Raw genomic sequence first — 21,272 nt, 5'->3', positions numbered from 1 at the left:
AGAATTGAATTGTGAGAAAGAGCCATGACCCCATTTGAACCCAATCTGTCCAGCCTGGCCGTGGCGCGCGACATCCTGCTCACGCCGTTCGGCCTGGACGAAGACAAGCTGCTGAAAGCCCTGGGCACGATGTTTACGCACAAGGTCGACTATGCCGACCTGTATTTCCAGTCCACCAAGAGCGAGGGCTGGAGCCTGGAAGAGGGCATCGTCAAGACGGGCAGCTTTTCCATCGACCAGGGCGTGGGCGTGCGCGCCGTGTCCGGCGACAAGACGGCGTTTGCGTATTCGGACGACATTTCCGAGCGGGCCCTGCTGGAAGCGGCGGCGGCCACGCGCACGATAGCGCGCGTGGGCGCCGGCAGAATCAAGATCGCGGGCCAGATGCAGCCGCAGGGCGGACGTTCCCTGTACCTGCCCAACGATCCGCTCGCCTCGCTCGACGCCACGGCCAAGGTGCAATTGCTCGAGCGCGTGGAAAAGATGGCGCGCGCGAAGGACCCGCGCGTGGTGCAGGTGATGGCGGGCCTGGCCGGCGAATACGACGTGGTGCTGGTGCTGCGCAGCGATGGCGTGCTGGCGGCCGATATCCGTCCGCTGGTGCGCGTCTCCGTGACCGTCATCGCCGAACAGAATGGCCGCCGCGAAACGGGGTCGTCCGGCGGCGGCGGACGTTTTGGCTATGATTATTTCAGCGACGCCGTGCTCGAGCAATATGCGGCCGACGCCGTCAATTCGGCGCTGGTGAACCTCGAGGCGCGCCCGGCGCCGGCCGGCCCCATGACCATCGTGCTGGGGCCGGGCTGGCCCGGCATCCTGCTGCATGAAGCCATCGGCCATGGCCTCGAAGGCGATTTCAACCGCAAGGGCTCGTCCGCGTTTTCCGGCCGCATCGGCGAACGGGTGGCGGCCAAAGGCGTCACCGTGGTCGACGACGGCACCCTGGCTGGCCGCCGCGGTTCGCTGAATATCGATGACGAGGGCAACCCCACGCAGTGCACGACCCTGATCGAGGATGGCATCCTGAAAGGGTATATCCAGGACACCATGAACGCGCGCCTGATGAATATGCCCGTGACGGGCAATGCGCGCCGCGAATCGTTCGCCCACCTGCCAATGCCGCGCATGACGAATACGTATATGCTGGCCGGCGACAAGGATCCGGGCGAGATCCTCGCCTCCGTGAAAAACGGCTTGTATGCCGTCAACTTCGGCGGCGGACAGGTCGATATCACGAACGGCAAGTTCGTGTTCTCGGCCAGCGAAGCGTACATGATCGAAAACGGCAAGCTCAGCTACCCAGTGAAGGGCGCCACCCTGATCGGCAATGGCCCGGACGTGCTCAACCGCGTCTCCATGATCGGCAACGACATGCGCCTCGATGCGGGCGTGGGCGTGTGCGGCAAGGAAGGGCAGAGCGTGCCCGTGGGCGTGGGGCAGCCGACCCTGCGCCTGGACGGCATTACCGTTGGCGGCACGGCCTGATCTTCCCCCGACACTTCCAGGCCAACCTGATTGTCGGATTACGCCCTCCGGGCTAATCCGACCTGCTTTTTTTGATATTGCGCTCGCGTAGGTCGGGTTGGCGCACAGCGCGTAACCCGACACCACCACCGGCCGCGCCAATGCCGTCACCGGATTGCTCGTGGCGGCCCCTGCTAATCCGACCTACGCGTCTCTCCCCCGTTTCTCAGAATTTGTATTTCACCCCCGCACTGAAAAACCGGCCCGCCGCGCCCGCGTAGTCGAGCGGGTTGTAGCCCGTGGCGCCATACGTGAGCGGGTCGAGCGGGGCGATCTTGTCGAGCAGGTTTTGCACCGTCGCAAACACTTCCAGCTTGGGCGTGGCCAGCCAGCGGGCCGTCAAGTCCACCGTGGTGAACGAGGCGATGCGGCAGCCGCGCGGCGCATCCGTGCCATCGGCGAAATGCGTGGCGCAGCCGTCCGGGTCATTCTTGAACAGTATGTTGTCGAGCGGCGCGCGGTAGTTGACGTTGGCCGAGACGCGCCAGTTCTGGCGCTCCCAGGTGGCGCCCAGGTTGATCCTGTCATCGGGCGTGCCCATGCAGTTTGAGATGTCGCAATTGCCATGCGTGCCGGCAAAATCGCGCTGCGTGCCATCCTGCTCCGTGCGCAGCCACTTGTACAAATGCGTCCACTTCAGGTCGAACACCAGGTTGCCGTAATCGCCGCCCAGGTTGAAGCGCTGGCGCGCGTCGATGTCGATGCCGCGCACCGTCGTTTGCGCCGAATTCACATAGTTGGCCAGCACGGCTGTGATGGCGCCCGGATCGCCGGGAATGCCGGTCGCCGTCGACGGGTCGCGCGCCACATGGCCTTCGGCAATGGCCGTGTCCGTTTGTTCCTGGTTGATTTCGTTCTTGCGGCGGATTTGCCACAGGTCGACGGAAATGCTGCTGCGCGGCAGCGGGTCCCACACGGCGCCCACGGAATAGCTGCGCGAGCGCTCGGGCGACAGGTTCGGGTTGGGCGAGGTGATGACGGCGATTGACGCCGGGTCGCACGCGGCTGCCACGCCCAGCGCGCAGCGCGCGGGATCGCTGGCAGTGGCGAATGCGGCCAGGCCGCCGACGCCGTTTTCCGCCGCGCTGGGGGCGCGGAAACCCTTGGCGAAGGTGCCGCGCAAGGCCAGTTCGCGCACCGGCGTCCATTTCACGCCCACTTTCGGCGTGTAGGAGTTGCCCACATCGGTGAAATGGTCGGCGCGCAGGGCGCCCGACAGTTCCACGCTTTTCAGGACGGGCGCCAGTACCTCGGCATAGATGGCCGAGGCGTTGCGGCTGCCCTTGTAGGCGGAATAGCCGAGGCCGATGATATTGCCCCGCTCGGTGCCCGTGGTGGGCTTGAGTTCCGTCGACTCGTGGCGGAACTCGGCGCCCACGGCCAGGCCCAGGGCACCGCCGTCGAGCTTGCCTACTTCGCGGCTGGCCTTGAAGTCGATCTGTGCGATATGCGTCTTGGCATCGTTGGAAATGCGCGGCGACAGGGCCGCATACAGGGCGGCCGAATTGAGTCCCGCATTTTCGGCGATGCGCCACACGCTGCCGGCCGGCAGGGCGGCGTAGGCGGGATTCTGGCTGGCGAGGGCCACGTTGGCGGCCGTCGGGTTGAGCAGGGCGAAGGCCACGTCGCGCTGCAGATAGCCGTCCAGGTCGTTCGATACCCTGTTTTGCGAGTACAGCAGGGCGCTGTCGATGTCCCAGCCCGCCACCGTGCCCTTGATGCCGGCGACAAAGCGCGTGAACGTGGAATCGACTTGCGACAGGCGCGGGCCGACATCGGCCGCCAGGTAGCGCAGTCGCGCGGCCGTGCCGAAATACGGGTTGTCCGGGTGGCTGGCGCCCAGCGACACGCCCGCATTGCTGACGGGGCCGCCCGGATAGCCGACTGAACCGCTGATGCCCGACGGCGTGGTGGCGGAGTTCGATTCACTGTGATAGACGTTCAGTTCGGCATAGGTTTGCAGGGCCGGCGTCAGCTGCCAGGCGCCGCGGCCGAAGAAATTGACGTTCTTCTGCTTCGGCTGGATCTGGCCATACTGCTGGGCGGCATCGGTGAGGCAGCCGCCGCCCGGGTCGCCCTGCGGGTGACTCGTGAAGTTGCCGCAGGCGGCACCGGGAAAGGTGCGCGTAAAGCCCACGCCGGCCAGGTTGCCGCGGTTGTAGTAGTCGAGCGTGTCGGGATTGCGCACATTGCCGTTGACGGCGCTGCCGGCCGCGTTGTTGGTGGTGATGGCGCCCGCGCCGCTGAGGGTTTCCTGCGCGCTGAAACCCAGGTCGCGCAAGTCGCTGCGGCCGACGGCGCCGCGTCCGGCCCGGTCGCGGTTCCAGATGGCGGCCTTTTCGCTGTATTCAAGGTTCAGCAGCACGTTGTAGCGGTCGCGGTCGATGTCGCCGAAACCGTGCGTGATGGCGGCGCGTGCGTCGCGCCCATCCCATTCCTTGGTCTTGCCGTAATTGCCCTTGATGGCCGTGCCCTGGTAGTCGCGCCGCAGGATCACGTTGACGACGCCGGCGATCGCATCCGAACCGTAGATGGCCGAGGCGCCATCCTTGAGGATTTCCACTCTTTCCACGGCTTCCAGGGGAATGATGTTCAGGTCGGCAAATACTTTCTGGCCATCGTCGGCCAGGCCGTATGGCGCCACGCGCCTGCCGTTCAGCAGCACTAGGGTCGAGGCCGTGCCGAGGCCGCGCAGCGACACGCCGGAGGCGCCGGCGGCGAAGCCGTTGCCGAAGGTGGTGGGCACGGAGCCCTGGTTGTCGACGGCCAGGGTTTGCAGCAATTCGGCCACGCTGGACTTGCCCGATTTTTCAATATCGGCCGCGTTCAGCGTCTGCACGGCCGATGCCGTTTCAGCTTGCGCGCGGCGGATGTTCGAGCCGGTGATTTCCACGCGTTGCAGGGGGGCGGGCGCGGCATTGTCCTGCGCCAGGACGGGTAGGCTCAGCAATGCACTGGCCAGCGCCAGGCCCAGGCGCGGTGGTGAAAAGGCGGCGGACGGTAAGGATGGTGTAGGCATCATGCGGTTCTCCGGAAAGGTCAGGCAGTCAAAGAGATCATCAATACGTCCTTGAGTTTTGTCCGTGCGGCGACGCCGGGATTAGATCTAGATCAATGAGTGCGCCGCTTGTCGTCGATAGAATGGCTGGCGTGGCGTGGCTGCCACGACGGGCACAGCGGTGGTGCCCGGATTCAGATGCACGGCGCGGGTTCACAGCGAGATTCACCGCGCGCAACTTTTTATGCTTTTTTGCGTGTTGTGCAGTGTAAAACGGCAGCAGCATGCGGCTTTGCCGACAAATATGCTTGCCAACCCTTGCAATTTAGGTTTATAGTCAGCCATCACTCAGGGATGACTCGCATGTTCGCTCGCCACTTTTTTACCGCTTATTTTTACTTTAGCAATTCCAACCCAAAGGCGGTGGAGTAGCGGACGGTTCACGTAGCAGCAAAAACGAGATCCCAGCAAATTCTAAAAAACCGCCACTGATGGCGGTTTTTTTTTACCCAGATGTTTTACCCTTGTTCAAATTTTGGAGAAAATGATGCCCCGCACCGATGATTTGCGTATTCGCGAAATGAAGGAATTGACTCCGCCGTCCCACCTGATCCGCGAATTTGCCTGCTCAGAACAAGCCGAACAGACCGCCGCCAGTGCGCGCATCGCCCTGCACCGCATCCTGCATGGCCAGGACGACCGCCTGATGGTGGTCATCGGGCCTTGCTCCATCCATGACACCAAGGCTGCCATGGAATATGCGCGCCTGCTGGTCAAGGAGCGCGCGCGTTTTGCCGGCGAACTGGAAATCGTCATGCGCGTGTACTTCGAAAAGCCGCGCACCACGGTGGGCTGGAAGGGCTTGATCAACGATCCGTACATGGACAACAGCTTCCGCATCAACGACGGCTTGCGCATGGCGCGTGAACTGTTGCGCGACATCAATGAGTTGGGCTTGCCTGCCGGTACCGAATTCCTCGACGTGATCAGCCCGCAATACATCGCCGACCTGATCAGCTGGGGCGCCATCGGCGCGCGCACCACGGAGTCGCAGGTGCACCGCGAGCTGGCGTCGGGACTGTCCTGTCCGGTCGGCTTCAAGAATGGCACGGACGGCAACGTGAAAATCGCCGTGGAAGCCATCAAGGCCGCCTCGCAGCCGCACCATTTCCTCTCCGTCACGAAGGGCGGCCACTCGGCCATCGTCTCGACCAATGGCAATGAGGATTGCCACATCATCTTGCGCGGCGGCAAGACGCCGAACTACGACGCGGCCAGCGTGGACGACGCCTGCAAGGCCATCGCCGCGCAAGGCCTGGCGGCGCGCCTGATGATCGACGCCTCGCATGCGAACAGCTCGAAAAAACCGGAAAACCAGATCCCCGTGTGCGCCGATATCGCCAGCCAGGTGGCGGCGGGCGATGGCCGCATCGTTGGCGTGATGGTGGAATCGCACCTGGTGGCCGGCCGCCAGGATTTGATTCCGGGCAAGGAATTGATCTACGGCCAGTCCGTCACGGATGGCTGCATCGACTGGAGCGCCAGCGTGGCCGTGCTGGAAAACCTGGCGGCGGCCGTGAAACAGCGCCGCCTGCAGGGCGACGCGGAATAAGGCGGCGCGCGGCATGAAAAAAAGCCCGGAAAGCTAAGCTTTCCGGGCTTTTTCAATTCTCAGCTCACAGTCAGCTTAGAACTTGTAGGAACCGCTCAGGTAGAACTGGCGGCCCAGGGCGCTCGAGTACGACGGGTTGTAGCCCACTTGATGCGAACCCGTGTTGCGCAGCGTGAACGGCGGGTTGCGGTCGAACAGGTTCAGGATGCCGCCCGTGATTTCCACGTTCTTCAGCGGACGGTAAGCCGTCTGGAAGTCGAACGTGGTGTAGCTCGGCACTTCCAGCTGGATGCCATAGCATTCGCCAGGGCTGCCGGCCACGATGACAGCGCAGTCGTCGACCGTCTGTTCCTTGTCCGTGTAGCCATTGCGGTAGCTGGCGCTCAGCGTATGCGTGAACTTGGCCGTCTCATACGTGGTGCTGGCGCGGATGATGTTGCGGAAGCTGACCTTGTCGTTCGAACCGTAGCGGTTCAGGCTGGTTTCCCATTGATCATCGGTGCCTGGCGTCGTGTAGCGCGAACGCAGCAGATAGGTACCCATCAGACGGCTCGTCAGGCGACCGTCCAGCAGCTTCATCTTGTGGGTGAAGTCGTAGTCGATACCGCGGTTTTCCACCTTGCCGATGTTGATCGGCAGCAGTTTGATGGCCAGCACGTCCTTGCCCGTCGAGCTGATGTGCTTGGTGGTGAACAGGTTGGCGTACTTGGCTGGATCGTTGAAGATCAGGCCTTCCGACACGGCCGTCACCTGGTCGCGGATTTCCACGTTCCACAGGTCGAACGACATCGACAGGCTGTCGATCGGCTCGAACACGGTACCGATGCTCCACTGTTTCGACGTTTCCGGCTTCAGGTCGGGATTGCCGCCCTGGAAGGCTTCGAATTGCTGGCGTCCCACGCCGCTGCAATAGCTGGCCAGCGGGTGACCGGCCATGCCGTTGGCGGCCGTCAATGGGCATTGATAGTTACCACCGGTAACGCCCCAGTCTTCCAATGGACCGGCGATTTCCTGCATGCTGGCGGCGCGGAAGCCGGTGCCGGCAGCGGCGCGGAACATCAGGTTCTTGGCGGCCGAGTACTTGCCGCTGACTTTCCAGGTGGTGGCGTTTTCTTTCTTGCCCACGGTCTTGCCCGTCAGCTTGTCATCGATGGCGCCGATCTGGTCATAACGCAGCGAGCCCGTCATTTCCAGTTTCTTCGAGATCGGCAACATCAGCTCGGCATACGCGCCGGCGTTGTCGCGCGCATATTCGCTGTCGACTTGCGGATTGTCAAACAGGATCTGCGCCTGCTTGGCGACGTTCGCCTGTTGCACCTTGTACGAGGTGTTGCGGTAGTCGGCGCCGATACCCAGCATGGCGGTGCCGCCTGGCAGCGAGAAGACAGGACGCGAAGCGCGGCCGTCGATGCCCTTCATCTCCACGGTTTGCGTGTTGTAGGTGCCGCTGAAGCCGGTGCCCAGCAAGGCCTGGCGCATGGAATCGGGCATGGCGCCGACAGGGTAGGCGAACGGGTCGATATTGCCGGCGGCCACTTGCGCGTCAAACTTGTCCGACAGCGGGAAGCCGCTCACGTAGTCTTGCGTCTGCTTGTTTTTCGAGTACGTCACCGCCGAGTTGATATCCCAGCCGAATGCGTTGCCATCGATGCCGGCGACGATGTGGGTGGCCTTGGTGCCATAGTCGTACACGCGGTTGCCCATTTCCGACAGGCGGTATTTGGCGATGGCGCCCGTGGCGTTGGCCAGTTGCTCCGGCGTCAGGCCCGGTGCCAGGTATTTATTGAACAGCGGCGAGCCGACGGGGACCGAGAAATCGGCCGGGTACGGCGCGATGCTGGCGATGATGCGCGCTTCCGTGTAGGCCAGGTCATAGAAGCCCTGGAAGCCGGTATTGCCCAGCTTGACGCTACCGGAGCTGAACAGCGAGTCGCGCTTCGATTCCGGATTGATTTCGATGGTCGACGGCGAATCGAAATAGCAGTTGCCGTCGCCATAGAAGTCCATATTGCTGGCGGCGCATTTGCCGCCGTTGGCCAGCGCATAGGGATTCAGGTTGACGGACTTGCTGACGGTCTTGCCCGTGGCAGGATCGATGGCGTTGTAATCGACGGTGGCGTTGGCCGGCGCGGAGCGCGAGGAACCGTTGATGAATTGCAGTGCCTTGCCGGTCTTCGGATCGTTGAAATTGATGATGCCGCTCTTGGCGAAGCTGCGCTGCGATGCTTTCAGCGATTTTTGTTCGTCATGGCTGGCCGACACGAAGATGCTGTAGCCGTCGTCGTCGATGTCGCCGAAGCCCTTGCTGATCGAGAACGAGTTGCTGGCGCCGCCCGACTCTTCAGGACGCGAGTACTTGGCATTGATTTCCAGCGGCGATGCGCCTTTTTTCAGGATGAAGTTGACCACGCCGGCGATGGCGTCGGCGCCATACAGGGCCGAGGCGCCGTCGGTCAGCACTTCCACGCGTTCGATGGCCGACAGCGGGATCGAGTTCAGGTCGATGGTGGTGCCCGAATTGGACGGCGCAATGCGGCGGCCGTTCAGCAGCACCAGCGTGTAGGCTGCGCCGATATCGTGGATCGACGCCGTGGTGACGCCGCCACCGCCACCGCCGACCGAATCGGCGGCCACGGAGAAGCCCTGCATCGCGGGGATTTGCTGGATGAAATCGGTGACCGTGCTGACGCCGGTTTTCTTGATGTCTTTCTGGTTGAACGATTGCACCGGCAGCGACGCTTCCGAAGCGATGCGCTTGATGCTCGAACCCGTGACTTCCACGCGCTGCATGGTGCCATCCGTTGTTTCTTGCGCATACGCTGCATGCATACCCAGGGCGATACCGCCAGCAAACATCAGGCGCAGCGAACGCGACATTACATTTTCTATCATCATCTGAAATTCCTTGTTATTGTGATAAAGATGGCATTTATTTTGAAATAACTTGTTGCTCACCAACAATTTATTTGCCACTTTCAAATTCCACCAATGAAAATTCTGTAAATTTTCAGGGTCCTCATCAAAACATTCGCGATTCAGATTGTCAATTTCGTGCAGACTTTTTGGACGAAATGCAACAAATTGCTATTTTTTTTGCATTACTTCAGGAATAAAATATCGTGAACACTTGTCAGCCATGCTCAGGCGGGTAAAATAAAACGGCGCACATCATCGCTGATGGCGCCGCTTTTAGCCTGGCTGGCACACGCTTGCCAGCGCTGCCTTGTTTCATTGCTTTCCTGCCGATTTTCCCCTAAAACGTATAGCTGCCGCGCAGGTAGTACGCGCGACCGACCGGGTCCGTATAGCGCGGGTCATAGCCTTTCTGGAACAGCGTGCCCTGGTTCGAGAACGGCGGTTCCCTGTCCAGCAGGTTCTTCACGCCCGCCATCAGCAGCAAGCCGCGCCACGCATAGCTGGCCGACACGCCCAGCAGGCTGTACGACGACACGTCGTGCCGGTACTGCGGCGCCACCTGGTTCTGGTCTGTGTAGCGCGACTTGAACGATTGCGACACGGTCGCGCCCCAGTTGCCCTTGCGCCAGTTCAGCGCCGCCGTATGTTTCCAGCGGAATACGGGGTTGTTGTCCGCATAGCGGCCCACGTTGGCGATGAATTCCCCGCCGCGCTCGTTCTGGTAGTCATACTTGCGGGTCCAGGTGCCGTCCACGGACAGGCTGACATTGCCAAACGCGCCGCGCCCCAGGCGGGCATTCAGGCTGACGTCGATGCCGTCGGTTTTCACTTCGCCGAGGTTGTCGTTCAGGTCGAGAATCGCATACGGCGAGCCATCGGGATTGCGCAGGAACAAGGCCTTGTACTTTTCGTAGTTGCCGAAGATCGATTGTTCCGGCAGCGCGGCGATCTTGTCCTTCAAGTGGATGTTCCAGTAATCGATGGCAACGGTCACTTGCTTGACCGGTTCCAGCACCACGCCGACGGCGAAGGTGGTGGATTTTTCCGGCTTCAGCTTGTCGTTGCCGCCTTGCAGCTTGAATTGCTGCAAGTCGCAGTCGCGCAGGGGATTGGCGCCCGGCTGCGGCGCGCCGCCCGGACACAGGATGGGGTCGTCATAGGAATCGTTGGTATCGTTGCGCGATGGCGGCGCATTCTTTTCAAACAAGGTGGGCGCGCGGAAACCCGTGCTGGCCGAGCCGCGCAGCACCAGCGCGCTGCTGGCCTGGTAGCGCACGGCCAGCTTCGGATTGGTGGTGCTGCCCACGTCGCTGTAATGGTCGAAACGGCTTGCCAGCTGCACTTCCAGGTCCTGCAGCAGGGGCAAGTTGAGTTCGCCGAAGACGGCTGCGATGGTGCGCGAGCCGCTCTTCGACAGCGAACCGGACAAGCCTGAACTGGCGGCCTGGCCGGCGATGTCGCGATTCACGTTGAAGTCGGCCCGTTCGCGCCGCCATTCGGCGCCGAGCGCGAGCGCCAGCGCTCCGCCGGCCAGCGGCATCAGCTCGCGGCTGCCCTTGATGTCGATGCCCGTGGTGGTGACCCTGGCATTCTGCACTTCGCCGCGCAGGGCGGTACTGTCGAGGTAAGACTTGCCGGCCGCGTCCTGCAGGCCGAACGGATTCAGGATGCCGTTCAGTACGCCGGCGGCAAAACTCGCGTCCTGTACATAGCCGCCCGTAAATTGTTCCGACGACTTGCTGATCGCATGGCTGAGGCCAGTCCTGTAATCCCAGCGGGCCAGTTCGCCTTCCAGCGCCAGCACCAGGCGGTCGGCCTTGCCGTGCGAATCGATCTGGCGCTGGCCTGCCTCGACGGGGCGCCAGTTGACGCTCAGGGGCTGGCCCGACAGGCCCGGCTGGGCCGGCACGCCGCCCGCGTTGCCCGGATAGTATTTGCTGCTGGCAGGCAGGCTCAGGGCCGTCTGCGGCGGCGGCGCCGTGCGCGCCTTGACCTTGTTTTCCGCATGCAAATATTCGACGCTGGCAAGGTGGCCGCCACCGAGCTTGAAGGCGCCCTTGCCGAAGACGGCCAGCTGCTCCTGCGCGGGCAAGTCGTCGATCTGGCGCGTGTAATCCTGGCGGCAAGTGCCGCTGGCCGGCACCGCCGGCACCGACAGCGGCGGCAGGCAGCCGCTGGCCGCAGAGGGATTGCCGGCCAGGCCAGCGCCGCCGTTGGCGGCCGCATCGAAATAATTGCCGGGGAAAGTCGTGCCGCTGGTAATCGACAGGCCGCGCGCGGGAATGACGCCGGTCTGCGAGAAGGCGCGGTCTTGCGAGGTCAGCACTTTTTGCTTGTGGTAATCGGCCACGCCGAACAGGTTGTAGCCATCCGCGTCGAGCTGGCCGACGCCCGTCGACAGGTTGAGCCGGTGTTCGTCGGCGCCCTTGTGCTGGGGCGCGATGACCTCGGCCGTTACAGTCGTCGCGTTGACGGAGCGCCTGGTGATGAAGTTGATGACGCCGCCGATGGCGTCCGTGCCGTAGATGGCCGAGGCGCCGTCGCGCAGCACTTCGACGCGCTCGAGGGCGGCAAGGGGGATGATGTTCAGGTCGACGCTGGCGCCGTCGTAAGGATGGTTGGCGATGCGCCGGCCATTGAGCAGGACCAGGGTCTTGTCGCCGCCCAGGCCGCGCAAGTCGGCGCTGGCCTGGCCGCCCGTGGGCAAGCCGCTGGTATTGCCGCCGACGGCATTGCCGCTGCCCATGCTCGACGCATTCGCGGGGATCTTGCCGAGCACTTCCTGCGCCGTCGTCAGGCCTTGTTTGGCGAAGTCCTCGGCCTTGAAGATGGACAGCGGCGTTGCCGTTTCCGCGACGAGCCGCTTGATCGAGGAACCGGTGACTTCGACGCGCTGCATGGCGGGCGCCCCGCCGGCGGCGCCGCTGTCCTGCGCCACGGCCGCATGGCCATGCGCGCCGAGCAAGGCTGCGCACAGCAGGCGCAAGGTGGGGGAGGGGCTGCGGGGTTGCATCATCTGACACTCCTGTGGCGTGGTCATGGCCAAGTGGCCTGCAAGGGAGTTTTACAGGCACGCAGCAGCTCAGGTTTGCGCTGGCACAAGCAGTGTGTGGATGAGCGGGCGCGCGCCACGGTCGCGGACGAAAAAAAAGGCGGTGATTGCTCACCGCCCCGCGTCATGATGGCTGTGCCGGCTTAGAAGAACTTGTAGCTGGCGCCCAGTTTGAAGTAGCGGCCGATGGCGCCGCTGGCATCCATCGGGTTGTAGCTCATGCCGCCGTAGGTCAGCGGATCGAGCGGCGCGATCTTGTCGGTCACGTTGTTGATCGAGGCATACAACTGCAACTGCTTGCTGTAGTTCCAACGCGTCGACAGGTCGAGCGTGGTGAACGAGGCCAGTTTGCAACCGTTCGGCGCCGGCGTGCCGTTGGCCAGCTTGGAAGCGCATGGATCGCCTTCAAACTTGATATTTTTCATATCCGAACGGTAGTTCACGATGCCGCTGAGATTCCAGTTGCCCAGGTCCCACGAGCCGGTGACATTGATCTTGTCCTTCGGCGTGCCGGCGCAGTTTGACGTATCGCAATTGCCATGCGTGCCGGCGAACTGGTAGCGCACGGTGGAGGATTCGGCGCGCACCCATGACGCGATATGTGTCCACGTCATGCCGAACGTGGCGCGGCCGTATTCGCCCAGGCGCACGCGCTGCTTGATGTCCAGGTCGATACCCTTGATCTCCGTGAAGCTGGAGTTGCGGTACGGTGCCTTGGTGATCAGCAAGGTGCCCGTGTTCGGCGTGACGACGCCATTGATGGTCAGGTTGTTGTCGGCGCGGATGGCCGTCGGCAGCGCCGCCGCTTCGTTGTACGGCAGCGGGTTGATCTCGTTTTCACGCTTGATCTTCCAGCCATCGAGCGACAGGCTGGTATCGTTGAACGGATCCCATACCAGGCCCAGTGTGTAGCCCTTGGATTTTTCCGGCTTCAGGTTCGGGTCGCCGATCTTGACGGCCGCCACTTGCAGTTCGCAGTCGCTGGCATTGGCGCCAGGCAATTGCTTGCCACCGGGGCAGCGCACGGGATCGCTCACGGTCGAGGTGCCGGTCGATTGCGAATTGGCGTTGCTTTCGGCCGGTCCCGGTGCGCGGAAGCCTTCCGAATACGTGCCGCGCAAGGCGAAGGTTTTCAGCGGCGTCCACTTGGCGCCCAGTTTCGGCGTCGTCGACGAGAAGCGGTCGTATTTGTCGTAGCGCAAGGCCGCCGACAGTTCCACTGTCTTGATCACAGGCGCCAGCACTTCCAGGAACACGGCCGAGACCTTGCTGTCGCCCTTGGCGGCCACATAGCTGGAGTTGATCGAACCGTTTTCCGTGCCCGACAGCGATGGATTGTCGAGCTTGTCGCGACGGTGTTCCGCGCCCACGGCCAGGCCCATGGCGCCGCCCGGCAACTGCATCAGCTCGCGCGATGCCTTGAAGTCGATGATGTCGAGCTTGGTCGTGGAATCGGAGGTGGCGTTCGTCACCATGGCCGCGTACAGCGACGCCGGATTCTTGCCCGCCTGCGCGCCGATGTAGTACGGGAAATATTGGCTGTTCGGATTGCCCAGCGCGTCCTTGACGACGGCCATGTTGAGCATGTTGCTGTAGTCGAGGTGCAGCTTCGATTCCGAGTGCGTATAGCCGGCATCGTAATCCCAGCCCATGGCATTGCCCTTGACGCCGAGCACGATGCGGTTGAACTCGTTGTTGGCCTTGCGCGTGCTCGCGCCCACGTCGAAGGCCTGGTAGCGCACGCGCACCGGCACGCCGTACGGGTTTTGCGGATGGTTGGCGGCCAGCACGATGGTCGTGCCGGCGCCGGAACCATAGTTGATGACGCCGGTCGGGCTGCCGGCATTGGGCGGGAAGGCGATGGTGGGCGTGATCGACGGCGGGATCAGGGTGAAGGCCGTATCGCGCTTCGAGTAGCCCGCTTCCGCATACACCTGGGTGTCGGCGTTGACTTGCCACGTGCCGCGCGTGTACAGGTTGACCGATTCGATCTTCGGCTGCATCGAGCGGAACTGGTCATGATGCCAGAGGCAGCCGCCCTTCGGATCTTGCGGCGAGGACGAGGACAGGGCGGAGCAGCCGGGCAGGGCCACGTAATTGTTGGTGACGGGATCGCGGATCAGGCCGACCGGCGAGGCGTTCGCATCGTTGGTGCCGTTGATGTAGCCGCCGGCGAACTGGGTGTTGATCGCATAGCCATACGGACGCAGGTCGCCCTTGCCTATCCATTTGCGGTCGGAGCGGTCCTTGTTCATCAGCATGTCCGACTTCGTGTATTCGGCATTGATGACGAAGTTGTATTTATCCGTGTCCAGGTTGCCCTTGCCGAAGGTTAGCGAAGCGCGGTGCTGCTTGGCGTCGCTGTCGCCGGATATGCCCGTGTCGCCTTTCAGGGTCAGGCCTTCGAAATCCTTGCGCAGGATGATGTTGACCACGCCGGCGATGGCGTCCGCGCCATACGTGGACGAGGCGCCGTCCTTGAGGATCTCGATGCGTTCGACGATCTGCATCGGCACGGTGGACAGGTCGGTAAAGCTTTTCTGGCCATCGTCGGCGCGCGCGAACGGCGCCATGCGGCGGCCATTGAGCAAGACCAGGGTCGAGGTGGCGCCCAGCCCGCGCAGCGAGATGGCCGTGGAGCCGGCCGCGAAGCCGTTGCCAAAGCCCGTCGGCAGCGAGCCGGCGCCATCGGCGGTCAGGGTTTGCAGGTATTCGGCCACGGTGGCCTTGCCTGATTTCATCAGGTCGTCGCGGGTGATCACCTGCACCGGCGATGCCGTCTCCGCCGTGGCGCGCTTGATGCTCGAGCCGGTAATTTCCACGCGTTGCACATTGGCGTCTTGCGCCATTGCCGGCGCAGCCATCAGGCCCAGGCTGACCGCTGCCACGCTGCCCGAAAACATCAGGCGCACGGAGCGGGACATAACTGTTTCCATCATCATTCTCAGAACTCCGAAAAGTACGCTCGGCTGGCCGTCCTGCGGCGCAACCGCGCTGGTCTAAAAAAGATTGCTGCGTCGGCAATCGCTGTGGCGAATGCGGCAAATGTGAATTGCCGCCACTGATATGACCATTTGCCGTGAAACCTTGTCAACGCGCACATGTGACCTTTCATCATGGAAACAACAGTGTTTTTTCTCATGTTGCGGTGTTTCGTAATTAGTAATTATGCAAATGTTGCGTTGCGATATACGCTTTCCTCCGCGCGCCGGCCATCGCCGCCATTCGCGGCTGTCCCGGTTTCTGTCAGGCGGCCTCATCTGTGTATCGGCACCGTCATGTTGCGGTGCACAAAATAAGCCGGGCGATACAGGCGGCTGTTGCCGCCCGCCAGGGAAGTGCCGCGGCTTTTTGCCCGGCGCGCAAAATATGCGTTATCGTTACGCCTTTTTCAGCGCGCCTGCGCAGCGGCGCCGCTACCGGGAAACAAGGCACAGATCTTGCGAGGATGGACTGGTTTTGGCGGTGGACTCCTGTATCCCAGGAGGAAGCCAGTACAAGCGCACCAATACGGTGCGACAGATAATCGAGATGAAGGGTATTACATGAAGTCACCATGGATGCGGCGCGTGGCGCTGCTCGCCTGCCTGGCCACCCTGCCGCTGGCGGCCACTGCCGTTGACGCTGCCCCCGCGGCAGCGCCGGTCAAAACCTTGCGCTATATCCTGCCGGCCGCCGAGACGGGCTTCGATCCGGCCACCGCGCGCGACCTGTATTCGAACCACATCACGCAGGCCGTCTTCGACACCCTGTACACCTATGATTACCTGGCGCGCCCCGTCAAGGTGGTGCCTGGCGCGGCGGCCGCCATGCCGGAAGTGTCGGCCGACGGCAAGACCTATACCATCCGCCTGAAAAAAGGCATCCTGTTCACGCCCGACGCCGCGTTCGGCGGCAAGCGCCGCGAGCTGACGATGGCCGATTACGTCTATTCGTGGAAGCGGCTGTTCGATCCGCGCCTCGCGTCGCCGCACAGCTGGCTGTTCGAAGGCAAGGTAGTGGGCCTGGACGACCTGGCGAAGGACGCGGCCAAGTCGAACAAGCTCGACTACAGCAAGAAAGTGGCCGGCCTGGAAATCCTCGACCCGTACACCCTGCGCATCTCGCTGACCAAGACCGATTTCAATTTCCCCATGATCCTCGCCTACGTGCCGACGGCCGCCCTGGCGCGCGAAGTGGTGGAAAAATATGGCGACGTGAAGGGCGAGGTGGGTTCCAACCCCGTCGGCACCGGCTACTACACGCTCGGTGAATGGACGCGCGGCAACCGCATCGTCCTGAACCGCAACCCGCAGCACCTGCCGGAAACGTGGAATTTCATGGCCGGCGACGATCCGGACGACCAGCGCATCGTGCGCCAGATGCAGGGCAAGCGCATACCCGCCATCGACCGCATCGAAATTTCCGTGATGATCGAAGACCAGTCGCGCTGGCTGTCGTTCCAGAGCGGCGGCACGGACGTGTTCTGGCTCGATGGCCCGCTGGCGCCGAAAGCGCTGCTGAACGGCAAGCTGCGTCCCGAACTGGCGGAGAAGGGCGTGCAACTGTCGCGCTTGCTGGATCCGGAAATCAGCTATTACTACTGGAACATGGAAGATCCCGTGCTGGGCGGTTTCGGCAAGGAAAAGATCGCGCTGCGCCGCGCGATTGCCATGGCGCACAATATCGACGAAGAAATCCGCATCATCTGGAATGGCCAGGCCAAGCGCCTCGACTATCCGATCCCGCCCGGCGTCGTCGGCTACGATCCGCACTACAAATCCCTGCTGCAATACGATCCCGTGCTGGCGAACAAACTGCTGGACAAGTTCGGCTACAAGAAGGGCGCCGACGGCTGGCGTACCTTGCCAGATGGCAAGCCGCTGCTGATACGCTACGCCTCGCGCAACGAAGCCAATGGCGTGCTGCAGGCGGAAATGTGGCGCAAGACCTACAACTCGCTGGGCATCCGCATGGAAAACGACCGCATGATCTTTTCCGACATTTTAAAAACGGAAAAGCAGTGCAAGATGCAGACGCGCACGGCGCCATGGCTGGCCGATTACCCGGACGGCGACAACTTCATGCAGCTGTTCTATGGCCCGAACACGCACCAGAACAACAATGGCTGCTATCAGGATCCGGAATACGACAAGTGGTATGCGGCCAGCCAGGCCATGCCGGCCAGCCCCGAGCGCGACGAGCTGTTCCACAAGATGGCGCGCCGCCTGGAAGTGAACGCGGGCGCCCTGATCGGCTACGCGCGCTACCGCAACATGCTGGCGCAAAAGACGGTGCAAGGCTACAAGAAGCACCCGATCCTGTTCCAGGAATGGGCGTATATGGATATCGACAGCAGCGCTGCGCCAGCGGCGCCTGCTGCCGACCCCGCTAAAAAATAAGCGCAGCTTATAACGACAAGGAATCATTATGTTTGCTTATATCCTGCGCCGCCTGTGGCAGATGCTGCCCACCATGCTGGGCGTGGTCTTGCTGGTGTTTATCCTGTTCAACTGGGTGGGCGGCGACCCCGCCTACATCCTGGCCGGCAAGATGTCTAGTGCGGAAAGCATCGCCAACATCCGCCGCCAGCTCGGCGTCGACCAGCCATACTATGTACAGCTGTGGATCTTCATCAAGCAGATCGTCACGTTTGATTTCGGCCAGAGCTGGGCCACGGGCGAATCCGTGTCGCACATCATTACTTCGCGCCTGGGCCCGTCGATGATGGTGCTGATCCCGCTGACCGTGCTGGAAACCTTCTTTGGCGTGGCGCTGGCGCTGGCCATCGCCTTCGTGCGCGGCTCGCTGACGGACCGCGCCGTCATGATCGCCTGCACGGTGGGCATGTCGATTTCCATCCTCGTCTACATCATCGTCTTCCAGTACGGCTTTGCCTACAAGCTGGGCCTGTTCCCCGTGCAGGGCTGGGGCGACAGTTTCTGGGAAAACCTGCTGCGCTATTCGACCCTGCCGATCCTGATCGGCCTGGCCGTCTCCATCGCGCCCACGCTGCGCCTGTTCCGCACCTTCGTGCTCGACGAGGCGAACCAGGATTACGTGCGCACGGCGCGCGCCAAGGGCTTGAAGGAAGGCCGCATCATGTGGGTGCACGTGCTGCGCAATGCCGCCATCCCCATCATTACCTATGTGATGTCGAACTTGCCAGCCCTGCTGATCGGCGCCTTCCTGCTCGAGCGCTTCTTCGGCATTCCCGGCATCGGGCGTGAAGTGATCCTGGCCGTCGAGCGCAGCGACTTTCCGGTGATCAAGGCGATCACCGTGTATGTCGCCGCCGCCACCATGCTCTTCAACCTGCTCACCGACCTGCTGTACCAGGCGGTCGACCCTCGCGTACAACTGAAGTAGAAAGAGACGATGTCGAAACCTCATACATCGCCCGGCCTGTGGGCCCTGGCGTGGCGCCGTTTGCGCGGCGACAAGATTGCAATGGTATCGCTGGCCGTGGTCGGCGCATTTTTCCTGCTGGTGCTGGCGTCCGCCAGCGGCCTGGTGGCGTCGAACTGGGAAGATGAAGTGGCCGTCAGCTATGCGCCGCCGACCTTTGTCGGCGCCGATGCGGACGCGGGGGGCGATGGCGCCATCCACGTGCCGGACGAGCGCAGCGCGCCCACGCCCGTCAACGTGCTCGACCCGTTGGCCGACGACATCGCCGAACTGCGGGCCCAGATGGGCAGCAATCCATCGGCTGGCGTGGAAATGTACGGCGTCACCGACCCGCTGGCCGACGACTTGACGGCCTTGCGCGCCGGCATGGGCAAGGCCAAGAAACTCGTCACGCACAAGGCGGCAACCTTGCCGTTCGGCGCCGACAAGTGGGGCCATGACATCATCCAGAAAACCATCAAGGGCGGCGAAACGTCGATCGTGGTGGGCCTGGTGGCGGCCTTGCTGGCAGTCGTGCTGGGCACGCTGTTCGGCGCCGTGTCCGGCTACTTCGGCGGCATCGTCGATGACTTCTTCAACTGGTTCTACAGCATCTTCACGTCGATACCGTCGATCCTGATGATCTTGACGGTGGCGGCCGTGCTGCAGCAGAAGGGCGTGCTGACCATCGTGCTGATCCTGGGGTTGACGGGCTGGACGGGGCCGTACCGTTTGATACGCGCCGAATACATCAAGCACAAGGCGCGCGAATACGTGATGGCGGCCGACGCCATCGGCGCCTCGCACTGGCGCAAGATGTTCTCGCACATCTTCCCGAACGTGAGCCACGTTGCCTTGGTGCAAATGTCCATCCTCGTGGTGGGCTTCATCAAGGCGGAAGTGATTTTGAGCTTCCTCGGCTTTGGCGTGCCGGTGGGGACCGTCTCGTGGGGCAGCATGCTCAACGAGGCACAGAATGAACTGATCCTGGGCAAATGGTGGCAGCTGACGGCCGCCGCCACGGCGATGGCCGTGCTGGTGACGGCGTTCTCGCTGTTTACCGATGCCTTGCGCGATGCGCTCGACCCCAAAGTGAAATAGGAGTTGCTCATGGACCAGAATAACCTGTTGGAAGTGCGCGACCTGCGCGTCACCTTCCGCCTGGACAAGAAGACCACGTTCGAAGCCGTCAAGGGCATCTCGTTCAACGTGCCGCGCAACAGCACCGTGGCGCTGGTGGGCGAATCGGGCAGCGGCAAGTCCGTCAGCTCGCTGGCCGTGATGGGTTTGTTGCCGCCGGATAACACGATCATCGATCCCGGCTCCAGCATCCATTTCGGCGGGCGCGACCTGCTCCAATTGTCGATTGCCGAGCGGCGCACCATGTGCGGCAAGGATATTTCGATGATCTTCCAGGAGCCGATGTCGTCGCTGAACCCCGTCTTCACCGTGGGATTCCAGATCGCCGAAGTGTTGCGCCAGCACATGGGCATGAACCGCAAGCAGGCGCGGGCGCGCACGCTGGCGCTGCTCGAGGAAGTCGGCATTCCCGATCCGGCCACCAAGATCGACGCCTACCCGAGCCAGATGTCGGGCGGCCAGCAGCAGCGCGTGATGATCGCCATGGCGATTGCCTGCGAGCCGAAGCTCCTGATCGCCGACGAACCGACGACGGCGCTGGACGTGACGATCCAGAAACAGATCATGGACCTGATCGCGGCGCTGCAAAAGAAACACCAGATGTCCGTGCTGTTCATTACCCATGACCTGGGCCTGGTGGGAGAAATTGCCGACCAGGTGATCGTCATGCGTCACGGCGAAGTGCGCGAGACGGGCGAGGTGCGCCAGGTATTCGAAGCGCCGACCGATGCCTATACCAAAGCCCTGCTGCATTGCCGTCCGTCCCTGGACGAGCGCCCGTGGCGTTTGCCCGTCATCGCCGACTATATGGAAGGCAAGGCCGGTCCCGGCGTGGCAGTGAAGCAGCGCACGCGCGGCTACACGCCGGGCGACGAGCCGGTGCTGGTGGTGAATAATCTGAGCAAGAGCTTTTATACGCGCGAGGGCCTGTTCGGCAAGCGCGAGTTCCAGGCCGTCAAGGACGTGTCGTTCACCTTGCCGCGTGGCAAGACACTGGGCGTGGTGGGCGAATCCGGTTCCGGCAAGACGACGGTGGGCCTGACCCTGCTGCGCCTGCACCAGGCGACGGGCGGCACGGCCATGTTCCACGGCAAGGACCTGATCGCCATGCCGAACAAGGAATATCTGCCGTATAAGCGCCGCATCCAGATCATTTTCCAGAATCCGTATGCCTCGCTGAACCCCCGCTTTACGGTGGGGCAGATCTTGCTCGAGCCTATGCGCATCCACAACATCGGCGCCGATGACAAGGAACGCATCGCCAAGGCGTACTGGCTGCTCGACAAGGTGGGCTTGCCGGAGCAGGCTTTCCACCGCTATCCGCACGAGTTTTCCGGCGGCCAGCGCCAGCGCATCGCGATCGCCCGCTGCCTGACCATGCAGCCGGAAATTCTAGTCTGCGACGAATCCGTGTCCGCACTCGACGTGTCGGTGCAGGCGCAGGTATTGAACCTGCTCCAGGATTTGCAGGATGAATTCGGACTGTCGTACATCTTCATCTCGCACGATTTGTCGGTGGTCAAATACATCGCCGACCAGGTGATGGTGATGCATAAGGGGCAAGTGGTGGAGCTGGCCGATTCGGATGAGCTGTACCGCAATCCCGTCCATCCGTACACGCGTACCCTGCTCAGCGCCATTCCGAAAGGCGTCCAGGTTTAAAT

General features: G+C 62.5%; 10 protein-coding genes. 6 read left to right on the top strand and 4 right to left on the bottom strand.

Translation table 11 applies throughout. The annotated features are described in order from the left end of the window. Positions 1 to 24 precede the first annotated feature (24 nt). Positions 25 to 1,485, top strand: a complete 1,461-nt coding sequence (tldD, locus tag YQ44_RS21535; RefSeq protein ID WP_071325139.1) for a metalloprotease TldD — start codon at positions 25 to 27, stop codon at positions 1,483 to 1,485. A 205-nt stretch (positions 1,486 to 1,690) separates the two neighbouring features. On the opposite strand, the gene YQ44_RS21530 is transcribed toward tldD, so the two are convergent. Beyond that, positions 1,691 to 4,546: a TonB-dependent receptor gene (locus tag YQ44_RS21530; RefSeq protein ID WP_083411997.1), complete on the bottom strand. Its 2,856-nt coding sequence runs from the start codon at positions 4,544 to 4,546 to the stop codon at positions 1,691 to 1,693. A gap of 523 nt (positions 4,547 to 5,069) precedes the next feature. Here YQ44_RS21530 and aroG point away from each other — a divergent pair. Next, a complete protein-coding gene (gene aroG / locus YQ44_RS21525) occupies positions 5,070 to 6,134 on the top strand; it encodes a 3-deoxy-7-phosphoheptulonate synthase AroG (RefSeq protein ID WP_071326664.1) in 1,065 nt (354 codons plus the stop codon). Positions 6,135 to 6,209: 75 nt separating this feature from the next. Here the strand turns inward: aroG and YQ44_RS21520 are convergent, their stop codons facing one another. From YQ44_RS21520 to YQ44_RS21510, 3 genes are all read right to left on the bottom strand, one after another. Further along, a complete protein-coding gene (locus tag YQ44_RS21520; protein ID WP_198043794.1) occupies positions 6,210 to 9,011 on the bottom strand; it encodes a TonB-dependent receptor in 2,802 nt (933 codons plus the stop codon). A gap of 376 nt (positions 9,012 to 9,387) precedes the next feature. After that, positions 9,388 to 12,066, bottom strand: coding sequence for a TonB-dependent receptor (locus tag YQ44_RS21515; RefSeq protein ID WP_083411996.1), 2,679 nt, complete (start codon positions 12,064 to 12,066; stop codon positions 9,388 to 9,390). A 179-nt stretch (positions 12,067 to 12,245) separates the two neighbouring features. Further along, on the bottom strand, positions 12,246 to 15,026 hold the full coding sequence (locus tag YQ44_RS21510; RefSeq protein ID WP_083411995.1) for a TonB-dependent receptor: 2,781 nt from the start codon (positions 15,024 to 15,026) through the stop codon (positions 12,246 to 12,248). A 621-nt stretch (positions 15,027 to 15,647) separates the two neighbouring features. On the opposite strand from YQ44_RS21510, the gene YQ44_RS21505 reads away from it, so the two are divergent. Genes YQ44_RS21505 through YQ44_RS21490 form a run of 4 tightly spaced genes read left to right on the top strand, consistent with a single transcriptional unit; the run spans position 15,648 to position 21,270 of the window. Next, entirely contained in the window at positions 15,648 to 17,483 is a 1,836-nt protein-coding gene (locus YQ44_RS21505) for an ABC transporter substrate-binding protein (protein WP_083411994.1), read from the top strand. A gap of 28 nt (positions 17,484 to 17,511) precedes the next feature. Further along, positions 17,512 to 18,450, top strand: coding sequence for an ABC transporter permease (locus tag YQ44_RS21500; RefSeq protein ID WP_034760169.1), 939 nt, complete (start codon positions 17,512 to 17,514; stop codon positions 18,448 to 18,450). A gap of 9 nt (positions 18,451 to 18,459) precedes the next feature. Next, positions 18,460 to 19,569 carry an ABC transporter permease gene (locus YQ44_RS21495; RefSeq protein ID WP_071325136.1) on the top strand — a complete coding sequence of 370 codons (1,110 nt, stop codon included), beginning with the start codon at positions 18,460 to 18,462 and terminating at the stop codon, positions 19,567 to 19,569. A 9-nt stretch (positions 19,570 to 19,578) separates the two neighbouring features. Continuing rightward, the gene (locus YQ44_RS21490) at positions 19,579 to 21,270 is read left to right on the top strand and encodes an ABC transporter ATP-binding protein (protein WP_071325135.1); all 1,692 of its coding nucleotides are present in this window, start codon (positions 19,579 to 19,581) and stop codon (positions 21,268 to 21,270) included. The last annotated feature ends 2 nt before the right edge of the window (positions 21,271 to 21,272 follow it).

The organism is Janthinobacterium sp. 1_2014MBL_MicDiv, assembly GCF_001865675.1.
GTDB lineage: Bacteria > Pseudomonadota > Gammaproteobacteria > Burkholderiales > Burkholderiaceae_D > Janthinobacterium.
This window is presented reverse-complemented; position numbering and strand designations above follow the sequence as displayed.